Source organism: Marinifilum sp. (assembly GCF_965230805.1).
Classification (GTDB): Bacteria; Bacteroidota; Bacteroidia; order Bacteroidales; family Marinifilaceae; genus Marinifilum.
Map to the genome: position 1 here is coordinate 4,394,434 of NZ_OZ246019.1, position 14,449 is coordinate 4,408,882.

Below are 14,449 nucleotides of genomic sequence, written 5' to 3' on the forward strand. Positions count from 1 at the left end.
CTTAAATTGTCAAACATAAGAATGATTAAAAAAAAGTAATATAGATTTTTGAAGCAGCAAATGATCCGCATGAGAGTTTATAAAAAAAGACATCATATTATTATCTGATGTCCTTTTATCATATAGGTGAATTCACCAATTATTTATGGGGTTTCTATCTCGGCATCGTCGTAATCTATATCTGTGTTATGGTCGTTAATTGGATTTGCAATGTTAGATGTATCAATCATTACCATACTAACCGTTTTGATCTCATCGGTTGGTCCTTGTGCCAACGGAACCGTGAATTCTGCAATTTCTGTTCCAACACTTCCATTACTCGTTATTTCTGCAGTAACAGCCCAAAACTTTTTGTCATTCCTTATAATTTCAGATTGAGTTAATGAACTTAGAGCGTATCCTTTAGGTACTGATACTACCGAGTTTAATGTGTAAACACCATCTGGGGCAGTTTTAATTAAATTCACATAGGGTTTTAATAATTTCATAATTCAACAATTTAAGTTAATATTTCTTAATCAAATGTGAAATTAGTAAAATAAATCTATTGTGCAAGGCAATTCAAACATAAATTACTTACATGCTAAGTATCAGTAATGTTAGCATGAAATAGCAGCAGTGCGATATGCGTATATTTTGAACGATAGCTTTAAATGGATTAAGGAAAGTACATTAAAATCCAATCTGTTTTACTTTAACTTGCGAGTATACTTAGCTTAATTGCTTTTTTAAGGAGAAGAAAAATTCCGTTCCACCTCCTTTTCGTGCTTTTACAAATATGCGGCCTTTATGAAATGCCACTGCATTTTTTACGATTGATAAACCTAAACCAGTTCCACCCATTTTTCTTGATCTTCCATTATCTGCTCGATAGAAGCGTTCAAATATTCTTGGTAAGTGTTCTTCTGATATGCCAATTCCATTATCATGATATGAGAAATAATGGTAATTATTATCTTCAAAATAATTTTCTATTTTAATAATTGAGTTCTCACCCGCGTATTTAATTGAGTTATCGATAAGGTTTCTAAATACAGAATCTAATAATTCAGAATTCCCCTTTATACTAAGTTCCTTTGGAATTAAAAGCTCAATGTTCATATTGGCCTTCTCAAGCTTTAATTCGAAATCATCAAGCATCTCATTCAGCATTTTACCAATATTAACAATTTCAATAGTAAACAATTGCTGAGTTTCTTCCATTTTAGTAAGTACCGATATATCCTGAATTAAGTTTGATAATCGATTAATCTGCACACAGGATCGTTCAATGAATAGAATTTTCTTGTCCTCGGGCATTGCAGGATTATCCTTAATGGTCTCTAAAAATCCAGAAACAGCTGTAACAGGAGTTTTTAATTCGTGAGCAATATTCAAGGTCATTTCCTGTTTAATAGTCTTTTCATTCTCCGATTTGGTAATATCATTAATTGAGATTTCAAAGTTAAAATCAGGGAATACAACCACCTGATAAAGGAACATTTTATGCCCAACGGTAACAATGTTTTTGCTGCTAATAATATCATCATTTGGGATATAGTTGCCCACTAACTTTTTAGTGTTAGAATTTATAAAGTCATTAATCTCTTTTAATTCTGGTAGCTCAAAAATTTCCTGATAATTATGCGAAGATATGTTAGCAAGGTAATTGATATAATCAATAAAATGACTGTTCCAAAGGATTAAGTTCCTGTCTTTATCGAAAACGGCAACACCTTCTTGGGCAATTTGCAGGTGCATAATAAGTTTTTCCTTTTCCTTAACCAGAGCTTCTTTTGTTTTGGTTAGCTTTTTGTAAATTTTCACGATCTGACGACTGATTTCCCCAAGTTCTGTTTTTCCAAAATCTTCGTTCGGGTCGATAGGTCGATTTTTGGCTGCATTCACAGCAAACTTTCTAAGCTTGGCAATAGAGTTACCAAAGTGTTCGGTCGCATAAATTAAAAAAACATTGGTTACACCAAACAGTGCTATCAAGAAATAGAAAAAAAGCTTGTTGGTTTTTAAAAAAGATACGACATCATGGTTGTAGGGCAGGGCAGATCTAACAAAATGGGTGTAATAATACCTTGAATAATAATAATAGGTGTCACCAGTAGAACCAGATAATCGGATATTGCTTCCTTTATTGGTATGCAGTGATTTTTGAATCTCAGGTCGATTCATATGATTCTCAAGAAGTGCGAGGTTTCTTACGTATGAATCGTAAACCACCTTACCATCACGCATAATTATTGTTAGCCTAATGTTTCGATCGGGCATTAAGGATCGTAAAGAGTCAATTATGGCAAATTCATTGGTAGAGATTAATTTTTTTTGTCTGATTAATTCCTGAACCTGCTCGGTATATATTCTCAATGCATATTCTAATTTTTCTTTACGATACTTTACTTCCTGATTATATTGAAATCCTCCAATTAATACGGAAAATATCAGTACAATTAAGAAAAAATAAACGAATAATCGTTTTTTGTATTTCGATCCTGAATTAGGAAAATTTGCTGCCATCTACTTTAAACGAATTAACTATTTTTTATGGGCTCAAAGTAATACCCGTAACCTGATTTGGTTTTTATTAAATTATGATATTCACCAATTTTTTTTCTAATTCGTCGTACGTTAACGTCTACAGTCCTGTCTCCTACATAGGTATCGCCATTCCAAATTTTGTTCATGATTTCATCACGAGAGTATATTCTTCCTGAGTGACTTAGAAGTAATTGCAGAATTTCAAATTCTGTTTTGGTAAGGCCTACATCTATCCCATTTATTGTAACCTGTTTCGATTCTGGAATCAACTTTAGATTTTCGTGTTCGAAACTGGTTTCGGTTTTCGATTCAGAGAAAACTCGTTTGCAGATCACATAAATTCGTGCAATAACTTCCTTAACTGAGAAAGGTTTAGCTACATAATCATCAGCTCCTGCCTTAAATCCAAGTAATTTGTCTGTTTCGCTTCCTTTAGCTGAAATAAACAGAATAGGCTTCTCCTCTAAATCGGGGTTACGACGAATTATTTTTGCCAACTCCAAACCTGAAATTTCTCCCATCATGATATCTAATAGGAAAAAGTCATACTTGCTCAGGTCTAGTTTTAGGGCTTGCTCTGATGAAAAGGCGGTATCCACGTGAAAACCTTCTTGTTCTAAGTTGTATTGCAGGATTTCGCATAAATCCTCTTCATCGTCGACTACTAAAATCTTTAAATCCTTCATTTTCTGGAATTCTTTTCCGGGTTATTTTAATTAGAGTTTGTAATAAATTCGTTATTAAAAGTAAGTTCTTTATTTTTATTCTTCTTCAGATATATCTTTGTGACGTAAGTCAATTCCCTGTTGATAATAAATAGAAGCTTCTGCAATATTTGTAGCATTATCAGCAACTCTTTCAATACTACTTAAGATACAGCCGAAATTTAGTAAATTAAAAATGTCATTTTTATTTATTCCCTCAGGAATTTCGTTCTTTACCATTCTTTTCATCAACTAATTCATCATTTTTAATAGTCCAGATAGCGTATTCTTTATCACCATAAGGCTTTACGAACCATTTTGTCACTTATAGATAGCATGTTTAGCAATGAACCTTTGTGTCTTTCATGAATAAATGGAGGATCCATGTTGTACATGAAATTGATAACATTATTTAATTGATCGCCAATTCTTTCAATAAAACCAATCATTCTAAAATAGGAAACTAACAAGCGAAGTTCACTAGCCATTGGTTGCTGTAACCCCATGGTAAGAATGATATTATCACTCATTTTTAGTTCCAGACCATCAAGTTTATCTTCATTGGCTTTGAACTGATCATTTTTTTTGGGGTCAACAATATCTAAACCATATGATACAAGCTCTTCCAAAATTTCAAATTGCTCTTGAAGCAATAATTTCATTTTACTGAAATCAGAATGAAGCTTATCAAATCTTTTATCTTTTTTAATAGACATTTTTTGGTTCTTTGATATTTAGGATGGATGAATATACAATTAATTTATTTGGATCACCCAAATTTGCCAGTTAAATATTCTTCAGCACGTTTGTTCTCTGGTGTTTTAAACATCTGTTTGGCCTTTCCATATTCTACTAACTCACCTAGATACATTAATATAGAGTAATCAAAAGCAAATGGTAATGTAATGATAAAGGCAAGTATAGATGTTAAAAGAGTACCGACTATAAATGGCAAAGCACCATAGGATTCACGCCCTTCACTTGGATTCCATTCTGCGGAACAGAAAAAATCAAGCACAAAGCCTTTAAAAGAGGGGATGGATCCTACGAATAGTTTAGCAGCAATGCCTAGCGCAATTAACACCATAAAAGCACCGCTGCTTACCAATACATATTTAAAGATCTTTTCACTGCTCATAAAATTAGAACGATTCAGTGTGAAGGAAAAAGGAGCTTGTTTCATTTTCTTTCTCGGAAAACTATTTCGGTTAAGTTTAATCCCTAAAACAAGATTGTTAATATTTTAATAGTTAAACCATTACTTTAATGGTTTTCCGTTATAAGTTACCTTAGCCAGAACAGCTTTTGCTTTAGCAATCACATCATCGGGTAGAGGAGCATAGTGCACTTTAGAAGTCTCTTTTTGTGCTTCTGAACTAAGCATCCAATCAATCAGCTTGATGGTTTGTAAAGCTTGGTCCGGACTTCTATTGCTGTAGTTTTGCTCTTTGTAAAGAATCAACCAGGAAAAGCTTGAAATTGGGTAACCATCAACAGCATCTGTGTTGGTTAAGCTTACTCGGGTATCAACTAACATTTCAACTTTGGCAGCCGAGCTTACCGACTCAACAGATGGTAAAATGAAGTTGCCAGCTTTGTTTTGAATACTTGCTGCAGGAATCCCCATAGCGAATGCATATTCAGAACCGATGTAACCAATTGCGCCTTCGGTTTGGTTAATTGTACCTGAAACACCGGGGTTACCTTTAGCTCCAATGCCAATAGGCCATTTTAAAGCTTTGCCTGCACCAATCTTTTCTTTCCATTTAGTGCTTACTTTGCTCATGTAATCGCTAAAGATAAAAGTAGTGCCCGATCCATCTGAACGGTATACAACAGTAATCTCAATTTCAGGTAATTTTATACCTGGATTCACAGCAGCAATTTTTGCATCATTCCACTTTTTAATTTCACCCATAAAAATTCCTTCCATTAATTCCGGAGTGAATTTTAATTTAAGTTCTCCCGGAAGATTATAGGCAGCAACAACAGCACCTAAACAAGTAGGAACGTGAAGAACTTCACAGGGCATATTAGCCAACTTTTGATCATCTAGAAACGCATCACTTGCAGCAAAATCAACAATTTTATCTTTCAAGCTACGAATACCACCACCGGATCCGATTCCTCCATAGGTAACCAATAAACCTTTTTCATTGGTGTAAGTCTTGAAAATTTTGTTGTAATAAGGTTGAGGGAAAGTAGCTCCAGCACCTGTAATTGTCTTGGCTTTTTTAGTACTTGCAGCTTTTTCTTTACCTGCATTTTCGCAACTAGTCATCATTGCAACTACAATAACAATGGTAAAAAGCAATTGAAATTTTTTCATTCTGTTTTTTATTTTGTGATTAAAAAACGATTGGTTCGATGATTTTTAAAACGATAGAGGCATATGTTGGCATTATATGGTATGAAACGAGCATGATTAAAATAATTATTAAACATACACGATAATGATTCTTTTTATTTGGCGGCTTCCATCCGACAAATGGAAAATAATTATAAACAGATGAAAAATAATTAACTAATTTCCGTTTGTGTTGCAATGTTAGAACACTAGTGTTACAGTAATATTACAACAGTATTAATAAATCATTACCTGTTAGGGAAGTTTTCGATTATGCTTAAAAACTTTAAAATTTTGTTTAGGATACATTTTAAATTCGCTCTTAAGAATTGAATTAATATAATTTTTATTCTAAAAAAGCATCTAAAATAATGAAGAAAGATTTTCAAAAAGTAGTGGATATTATATCAAACTCCAAATCTATGATTGCATTTACGGGTGCAGGTATATCGGTTGAAAGCGGAATACCTCCTTTTCGTGGTTCTGATGGTTTGTGGAGCAAATACGATCCTAAGTGCTTGGACTTGGATTATTTTCATTTACACCCTCAAGAATCATGGAGAGCAATTAAATCGATATTTTACGATTTTTTTGGAAAGGCTACCTATAATACTGCGCACAAAGTACTTGCTGATTTGGAGGCAGAAGGCATATTAAAGGCGGTCATCACACAAAATATCGATAACCTTCACCAGCAGGCAGGATCTAAAAATGTATTTGAGTTTCACGGCAATTCTCAAAGGTTAATTTGTAATACATGCGGAGAAATATATCTGCCCGATGCATTAGATTTAAATCAGTTACCACCTTTGTGTGTGCACGATAAAACTGTATTAAAGCCGGATTTTGTGTTTTTTGGAGAGGGGATTCCCGAAGTTGCTTATCGAAAATCATTGCAGGCAGCAAGAGATACCGATGTTATAATGGTTATCGGAACAACAGGAGAGGTGATGCCTGCTGCCATGATCCCCTCAGAGGCGAAGCGAAATGGTGCAGTGGTAATCGAAATCAATACAGAGAAATCGAACTATACAGATGGTGTTACGGATTACTTTTTACAAGAAAAGGCGAGTGAGATATTAGAGGAATTAAATGTAAAGATTAAAAAATTTAGTTAAAAGAGATTTCCATTCCAAGGATTATTGGTTTAATATTTTAAAAGTATAACGAATGAATATAGTGAACCTGATATTGGAAGGTATGATACTGTACATTTATTTCCCATTACCATTTTAATGGATTTTTACCAAACACCTGATGATGTAGAATTTGTAATGCATACCCAATAATCAAAAAGAGAAAGGTGTAATTTCAACAATATATTTTACGTCGAACTCACGTTATTTAAATTAATAACGTATTCCTTCAACAAGCTGTGAGAGCTTCATTGGCTCATGAAAATGGTAACAACAAGCTGCGAGAGCTTCATTGGCTCGTGAAAATGGCAACAACAAGCTGCGAGAAGCAAATCGGCCTCAAAATATCCTTCTAGCGACCTGCGAGAGCAAAATCATGATATAAAAACGTCAAAAACAGATTGCGAGAAGCAAATCGGCCTCAAATTTTTGCTCTCGCAGCTTGTTGTTCTGCTTTTTGGCACCCAAATATGTTCTCGCATGCTGTTGTTCTGTATTTTGGCATCTAAATTTGAGAATTACAAGAATAATAAAGAAATTTTTCTTCAAGAGATAGACTTTAAAATTTTGATCAACAAAGAAGCAAGCAAGTTTTACAACGAGCTTGTATTTGTTTGATATATTGGCTTATGAATTAAGCTTTGTAATTTTGATTGGTTTGTATTCGTTGCAGAACGGTCTTTCTAATGTCATTTAAAAAGGCATTATAGACGAAAATATTTTATATTTGTTAGCGGTTTTGGTAACTGTGCTTTCGTGCACGTATTACAAATCATCCTCAATTCGAATATATTTTAAATACAAATAGAATTTCACATGAAGTTATTAGAAGGAAAAACAGCAATTGTTACCGGTGCTTCTCGCGGTATTGGTAAAGCAGTTGCAATAGAGTTTGCAAAACAAGGTTGTAATGTAGCTTTTACTGATTTGTTCTACAACGAACAAGCAATGGAAACAGAAAAAGAAATTGCTTCTTACGGAGTTAAAGCAAAGGGATACGCCTCTGATGCAAGTAACTTTGCAGACACAGATAAAGTAGTTGCGGAAATCGTAAAAGAATTTGGAGCTATCGATATTTTGGTGAACAATGCAGGTATTACTAAGGATACTTTATTAATGCGTATGACCGAAGAGCAATGGGATGCAGTAATCAATGTGAACTTGAAATCTGTTTTTAACTTTACCAAAGCAGTGCAAAGAACCATGTTGAAACAACGTAGTGGTTCTATTATCAATATGAGTTCGGTAGTTGGTGTAAGCGGTAATGCTGGTCAGGCTAACTATTCAGCTTCAAAAGCCGGTATTATTGGTTTTACAAAGTCTGTTGCTAAAGAGCTAGGATCAAGAGGTATCCGCTCTAACGCAATTGCTCCAGGTTTTATTATTACTGAAATGACAGGTCAATTACCTGAGGATGTTGTGAAAGAATGGGCTGGTAAAATTCCTTTGAAAAGAGGTGGAACTCCTGAGGAAATTGCACAAACTTGTGTTTATCTGGGATCTGATTTGTCCTCTTACGTTACAGGTCAAACATTGCACGTTTGTGGTGGCATGAACATGTAAAAAATAATGCCTATAAAGATTTGAGCCATCTCTTATGAGGTGGCTTTTTTTTGCTTGTAACATGCTTCTTGCATTTCACTACATGCTTTCTACAGTTGATGTCAATCGTTTTTTTTCTTATACAGTTTATTCGGAATATTGTATCGTAGGATAAAAAATATAAATCATGAGAACAAAAAATAAGAACATGAAAAAACTTTTACATTTTACTTTGGCTTTGGTGGCGGCATTAATGCTCTCCACTATATCATGCAATGCAGGCAATGAAGATTCTGAGATAGAAATTAGAAATAGCAACAGTTTGCGTGTAGAGAACATTAAAGTATCAACCAATGGAAATATTGAATTTAATGATGATTACACTGATGTAAAAGCAATGTCCGACGATGCTTATATCAAAATCAGTATGGTTAGCTTTGGTATGAAACGCAAATTATACATCCATTCAGAGGAGGGAAGAATTCTATACCGCTACATGGAAGGAAGCAGAGAAGTTGATTTTGAACCAAAGGGCAGAGAATGGATGAAGAAAATGCTTCCGGATATTGTTCGCAGTTCAGGAATGGATCTGGAAAATAGAGTAAATAAAGTATATAAGAAATCTGGTATTAGCGGATTTTTAAAGGAACTGGAAGAGACAAGAAGTGACTATTACCGATCTAACATGGTAAGATATTTATTAAAAAATAACTCACTGAACAAGAACGAGCTTCGCAGTTTAATTCGTGAATTTCCTTATCGCATCAAGTCGGATTACGAGCTTTCTCGGATTTATAAAAAATACAATCCGATTTTTATTCACGATCCCGAAATATCAGAAGAGTTCTTTAAAAGCTTAGAAGAGTTATCATCTAATTACGAACTTTCGCAAGTATTAAAATCGGTATATAGGCAGAATGAACTTAACCTTAATAACTTTAATCGTTTTATTGATGCAATGGACGATATCAGTTCTTCTTACGAAAAATCGAATTTAATAAAAATGGCTTTGGCCGATAATAAGTTAACCAAAGCACAGTTAGATGTATTATTGGATGAAGTGGAAGAGATTGGCTCTAATTATGAGAAATCTCAAATTATTAAATCAATCATTAAAGTAGATGGATTGTCATCATCTAATGCCAATAAAATAATAGAACTTACAGGATCTATAAGTTCCGATTATGAAATGGGTTTAATCATTAACTCAATGATACATGAAGAGATGCTGAATCAGTCGAATTTGGATGAGTTCATAGATCTTTTGGATAACATTTCATCAGATTACACCTTTAGAAGAATTCTGAATCAGTTGATAACATATGATGAATTAGGTGATGATAGATTTGATTTCCTTTTGGATGTATCAGACGAAATATCATCAAGCTACGAACTAAGCAGGTTTTATAAGGCTCTTGCGATGACTGGAGGTATGACAAAAAAACAACAATTAAAGCTGATCAATAAATCTGGAAACATTTCATCGAACTATGAATTGGCAAATTTTCTTAAATTGGCTACCATAAAAATGGATATTGAAGATAATGACATCAGAGATGCACTAATTGAGGCTGCACAAGGAATTGAATCAGAATTTGAATATGGCAAGGTAATGAAAGCCATTTACTCAAAGAACCAGCCAAGTAATTAAAAAACTTGAATTCGATTTATCGGAAGATTCTTCCGATAAATCTAATAATAATGATATGCTTTTGTATCCTAATAAATACAATGCATTGTTTTTAATTGAAAATTCATACACAGGTGAACAAGAACCTCCGTTTTATTACCATCAGTCCTATACTTGGAATGCTTTGTTATGTTCTGGCATTTTATAGTTACGAAGGGCAATTACCAGGTCTCGAGTATAAATACACAGGATATCTACCCAGTGCTATATTTGGTTTTTGGGCAGGAATTTCAGCTCTTTTAATTGGCAAATATTTAAATCAATGGGTTAGTTGGAAACAACGTCATGCAATTCGTTTTCTTATCCAAAGTTCATCTTTATATGTTGTTGGATTAATTTTAATTGCCATTTATTCCGAAATGTTTTTGATTTCGCTCCGAGGTGATCTGAGTTACTCTCAATTTTGGTTGATTTACAATGATGAAATATTTAAAACTTTATTAATCCTTTTTTTGGTTGTTCTTGTGTATTGCATTGTCGATTTTATGATTTATTCATTTACTCAAATGCGCGAAGAAGAAATTAAATCAGTTGAAATGATGAATAATCAATTGAATTTGCAATTCGAAGCTTTAAAATCGCAATTGAATCCACATTTTTTATTCAATTCTTTAAATACCATTTCGTCTTTATTATACAAGGATAAGGAAGTAGCCGAAAAATTTATCAGAATGTTTGCAGAAAGCTATCGTTTTATATTCAGGCAAAACGATCGTCCTTTAATACCACTTGAAAAGGAGTTGAATTTTGTAAAATCATATAACTACTTGTTGCAGGTACGATTTCAGCAGGCTTATGAATTGAAAATAAATATCCCTGAAAATGCCTTGCAAAGCTATGTTCCTCCTCTCTCTGTTCAAATGTTGGTAGAAAATGCAATTAAACACAACTTAATATCGCAAACTTCACCTTTATTAGTAGATATCGAGGTGGATAACAATTATTTGTGTGTAAAGAATAATATCAACCCTTTAAAAGAACAACCTGAATCCTTTCAAATTGGAATCGAAAACATAAAAAAACGGTATTCGTTCTTTACCAATAACAGTATTTTGCTTGATAAGAATGAGCACTTTAAAGTGAGTTTGCCATTAATTTCACAGTCGGTAAATTAATTGATATGGTATCAATGAAAAGCAATTATTTAAATAATCAATTCTATCGTCTGATAACACCACCTGTGATTGCCATTTTGGTATATCTTTTAATGTTGTTAATTTTTGATCGTTTGACCGATATTAGCAATAATTTTAGTCCGGAAGAGTTGATGTTTTTAATTTTTGTGACGGCGATCTTATTCGAATCCTACAGGTTTTGGCTATTAAAGACCGAAAAAAATAAAATGCTGAAAAAAAGTAAACTGATTAAATACACCATTGTTTATTCAGGAAGTTTACTGATTACTGTTGGTTTGGTGTATTTTCTTGTTGCCATTTATTTCAGGTTGGTAATCGGAATTAGCGAATTTTCATCAGAATTGATTTCATTTCTAATCATATTTACTTTAGTAGGAATTCTGTTTCATCTGTTTTATTTAAGTATACAATTCTTAGACAAGCAAAACTCCTTACTGCTGGAAAAAGAAGAAATAAACAGGAAAAATATCGAATTTGAATTGGAGGTATTCAGGAACAAATTAAATCCGGATTTTTTATATGAGTCTTTAGAAAGTGTGATTAGTATGATTCGAAAAGACAATGTGGAAAAAGCTGAGAAATATATCGATCATTTGGCTTTATTCTATAGACGAATTTTAGGCAGTCGATATTCTGAAATTATTACATTAAAGGAAGAAAAGCATAAAATTGATGAGTATTTAAAACTTAGAAATTACAATTACTCAGGTAATTTGATAGTAAATTGGAATCTGGATGAAATGGAAAATATTAATGTGGTTCCAAATATGATTTTACAGACTTTGCAATTAATAGAATATAGCCAATTGGTAGATGTAAATAGTAAATTGGAAATAGGGATAAGGCAAAGCGAAAACTACTTGATATTTGAATTTATATCTTCACAGAAACTTACTCCACTGCCAAAATTTAAAAATCTTAAAGAAACAATACAAAAGGCACTTGGTTTTTATACAAATTTAAGAATGGAATGGCAACAAATAGATCATCATATTAGGGTATCTATTCCAAAAATAAGCATAGACGACTAATCTACAAGAACGACCTAAAACATGAAAGTTATAATTATTGAAGATGAAATTTTAGCTGCAGATAAATTAGAGAGACTATTGCATAAATACGATCCGCAGATTAAGGTAATTGATAGATTTGAATCAATTACCGATTCTTCGCTGTGGTTGGGGAATCCCGAAAATAGTGTTGATTTAATTTTTTTAGACATCCATTTGGTGGATGGCTTGAGTTTCGAAATATTCAATAGGGTTCAGGTTAAAACTCCAATTATTTTTACAACTGCTTATAATGAATATGCATTAAATGCATTTAAATTAAATAGTGTAGATTATCTGCTAAAGCCAGTAACTTTTGACAGCTTGTATGATGCTCTTAAGAAATTTGAGAGTATGAAAGAATCTTTTGGAAACAAATCAATAAAAACCATAGAGGAACTTAGTGCTGCTTTGGCAAATATCCAAAAAGACTATAAAACACGTTTTATGGTAAAAGTGGGTGAAAAACTCAAATCGTTTAGAGTGGAGAGTATTGAGCTGTTTTATGCAGAGGGAAGAGATGTATTTATTCTATTAAATGATGGAAAAAGATACATTATTGATTATAAAATGGAAGAACTGCAAGAATTGCTCGATCCTTCACAGTTTTATCGCATTAGCCGATCTTTTATTGTAAATATTAATGCAATTAATGATGTACTTGTGCATTCGAATTCTCGCTTAAAGGTAGTTCTTAATACTGGTTTCGAAAGAGAGTTAATTGTAAGTCGCGACAAGGTGGGTAGCTTTAAAAATTGGTTTAGCGGAAGTTAGAGCTGTCTGATGATTAAGCGATTTTTCTTGCGAATGATAACTCCTAAAATCCAACCCCATATTAAATAACACATCATATAATATGCTGTACCGGTAAATTGAACTCCTGTTACAATGCCAATTAAAAGCAGTAAAAAGCCAGTTGCACCACCAAGTAATATTCCTTTGGTACTATTCAACCCTTTGGTGCTAAAACCAAAAAGAAGAGCTGTAGCAAATAAAGCGAAGAATAAACAGGTCCAATCTATCATGAGTATTTGCTTGCGAAAACTTGTCCATGGGATAACAAGTTCTTCGGCAAGATAATTTGTAAAAACAAACCCATAAAGTAGGCTGGTTAGTATCAGGCTCGCTACAGCTCCTCCAATTATAACTCGAACAGAACCTTTCATATTATTTAAATGAATCAAATCGATATGCTTTTGCTTTTTCATTTACAATAACTCCCAAAACTCGTTCTTTGGGATGCAATCTGTTATCCGTGAAGTTAATAGGGAAATTAACGGTCGAATTGGTAGGGTAATCTCCGTAAGGGTTTCTGTTGTAGCTTCTGTTGTAACCAGTATTGTTGGACAATACTTTACCTGCGGTAGTAATTTGATTCCAAGTTTCCAACGTGGTCTCTAGAACAAACATATTCTCGGTTTTAGACGCTTTTAAATCGCCCTGCACACAAGTTTGTAACATTTGGCTCCAGTTCGATAAGGTTTTTCTATCATAGGGTACAACATTGCTATTGTAAAGAAAACCCGAAACTCCAAATGTGGTTGTTTCGCCGTTTATTGTTCTGTTCCAAACGGTTGCTGTGCCTGTTAGCGGACAAAATACCACTGAATAAAAGTTGTTATTTATCTGATCGTTAACAATTTCGTGCCAATTTAAAACTGCATGTGGATAAGCCCTGTACTCATTGTCGATACAAACACCAATAACAAGAGCTTGCTCTCCAATTGTATTGATAAAACTATCGTCTTTAGGCTTTACAAATTTAGGATCTTCGATTGCAGGAATTGCATCGCGCAAAGCTCCAACGTGTACATCTTCTCGGGGTATCAACCAATCCTGAGTGCCCGATACACTTGCTCCAAGGTTAGGGACAGACGCCGGGTTATCAAAGATCTCTAGTCCCGGAAAAAAAGTTCCCCACGAAAACCAATAACCCATATAAGCATTCATGGGAGTGAGTAGTTTGCCTTGATTAGGGCCATTTACGGCACTTCCAAAAATAGTATATTTGCTGCCTTTGTTATCTTCCATGATTACTGGCAATTCTCCACTAATACTGGTGAAAGATAGAGTTTCGCCTTCCAATTCCGTTTTAAAAGCAAGCATAAAATTCCATCCTTCTGATCCGATTACCACAAAATCTTCACCTTCGAAATTATCTGTAATAAGATCGATTACATATGAGGACGAATCACCTGAAGGAGAATCATCATCAATATTTCCAAGAGGGTCTGAAATGATGTCGTCGCTTGAACTGCTGCATGCGAATGTGAACACGAAAAGTAGTGTGCCAATTTTACTTAGTATTGCTTTCAT

Annotated in this window: 15 protein-coding genes; 6 read left to right on the forward strand and 9 right to left on the reverse strand. The window is 33.6% G+C overall.

The features are described 5' to 3' along the window. Positions 1-143 precede the first annotated feature (143 nt). From ACO05S_RS17065 to pstS, 7 genes are all read right to left on the reverse strand, one after another. Positions 144-488, reverse strand: a complete 345-nt coding sequence (locus ACO05S_RS17065) for a hypothetical protein (RefSeq protein WP_421919227.1) — start codon at positions 486-488, stop codon at positions 144-146. A gap of 223 nt (positions 489-711) precedes the next feature. Next, on the reverse strand, positions 712-2,508 hold the full coding sequence (locus tag ACO05S_RS17070; RefSeq protein ID WP_421919228.1) for an ATP-binding protein: 1,797 nt from the start codon (positions 2,506-2,508) through the stop codon (positions 712-714). A gap of 14 nt (positions 2,509-2,522) precedes the next feature. After that, the gene (locus tag ACO05S_RS17075; protein WP_421919229.1) at positions 2,523-3,215 is read right to left on the reverse strand and encodes a response regulator transcription factor; all 693 of its coding nucleotides are present in this window, start codon (positions 3,213-3,215) and stop codon (positions 2,523-2,525) included. 75 nt (positions 3,216-3,290) lie between these two features. Further along, positions 3,291-3,473, reverse strand: coding sequence for a hypothetical protein (locus tag ACO05S_RS17080; RefSeq protein WP_421919230.1), 183 nt, complete (start codon positions 3,471-3,473; stop codon positions 3,291-3,293). Positions 3,474-3,526: 53 nt separating this feature from the next. Then, entirely contained in the window at positions 3,527-3,949 is a 423-nt protein-coding gene (locus ACO05S_RS17085; protein ID WP_421919231.1) for a PhoU domain-containing protein, read from the reverse strand. A gap of 53 nt (positions 3,950-4,002) precedes the next feature. Beyond that, positions 4,003-4,416 (reverse strand): hypothetical protein, encoded by a 414-nt coding sequence (locus ACO05S_RS17090; RefSeq protein ID WP_421919232.1) that lies wholly within the window; start codon positions 4,414-4,416, stop codon positions 4,003-4,005. 75 nt (positions 4,417-4,491) lie between these two features. Continuing rightward, positions 4,492-5,562, reverse strand: a complete 1,071-nt coding sequence (pstS, locus tag ACO05S_RS17095; RefSeq protein ID WP_421919233.1) for a phosphate ABC transporter substrate-binding protein PstS — start codon at positions 5,560-5,562, stop codon at positions 4,492-4,494. Positions 5,563-5,951: 389 nt separating this feature from the next. Between pstS and ACO05S_RS17100 the strand changes: the two genes are divergently transcribed. The 6 genes from ACO05S_RS17100 to ACO05S_RS17125 all read left to right on the forward strand — a co-directional run bounded on the left by ACO05S_RS17100 (position 5,952) and on the right by ACO05S_RS17125 (position 12,907). Next, positions 5,952-6,698, forward strand: a complete 747-nt coding sequence (locus ACO05S_RS17100) for an SIR2 family NAD-dependent protein deacylase (RefSeq protein WP_421919234.1) — start codon at positions 5,952-5,954, stop codon at positions 6,696-6,698. A gap of 834 nt (positions 6,699-7,532) precedes the next feature. Next, positions 7,533-8,279, forward strand: coding sequence for a 3-oxoacyl-[acyl-carrier-protein] reductase (fabG, locus tag ACO05S_RS17105; protein ID WP_421919235.1), 747 nt, complete (start codon positions 7,533-7,535; stop codon positions 8,277-8,279). A 187-nt stretch (positions 8,280-8,466) separates the two neighbouring features. Then, positions 8,467-9,909: a hypothetical protein gene (locus ACO05S_RS17110; RefSeq protein WP_421919236.1), complete on the forward strand. Its 1,443-nt coding sequence runs from the start codon at positions 8,467-8,469 to the stop codon at positions 9,907-9,909. Between the two features lie 113 nt (positions 9,910-10,022). Continuing rightward, on the forward strand, positions 10,023-11,063 hold the full coding sequence (locus ACO05S_RS17115) for a sensor histidine kinase (RefSeq protein WP_421919237.1): 1,041 nt from the start codon (positions 10,023-10,025) through the stop codon (positions 11,061-11,063). Positions 11,064-11,077: 14 nt separating this feature from the next. Next, a complete protein-coding gene (locus ACO05S_RS17120) occupies positions 11,078-12,115 on the forward strand; it encodes a histidine kinase (protein WP_421919238.1) in 1,038 nt (345 codons plus the stop codon). A gap of 21 nt (positions 12,116-12,136) precedes the next feature. Further along, positions 12,137-12,907, forward strand: a complete 771-nt coding sequence (locus ACO05S_RS17125; RefSeq protein ID WP_421919239.1) for a LytR/AlgR family response regulator transcription factor — start codon at positions 12,137-12,139, stop codon at positions 12,905-12,907. Here the strand turns inward: ACO05S_RS17125 and ACO05S_RS17130 are convergent. Continuing rightward, positions 12,904-13,299, reverse strand: a complete 396-nt coding sequence (locus tag ACO05S_RS17130) for a hypothetical protein (protein ID WP_421919240.1) — start codon at positions 13,297-13,299, stop codon at positions 12,904-12,906. The two genes, ACO05S_RS17125 and ACO05S_RS17130, sit on opposite strands and share 4 nt — an antisense overlap. A gap of 1 nt (position 13,300) precedes the next feature. Beyond that, positions 13,301-14,449 (reverse strand): DUF3179 domain-containing (seleno)protein, encoded by a 1,149-nt coding sequence (locus ACO05S_RS17135; protein ID WP_421919241.1) that lies wholly within the window; start codon positions 14,447-14,449, stop codon positions 13,301-13,303.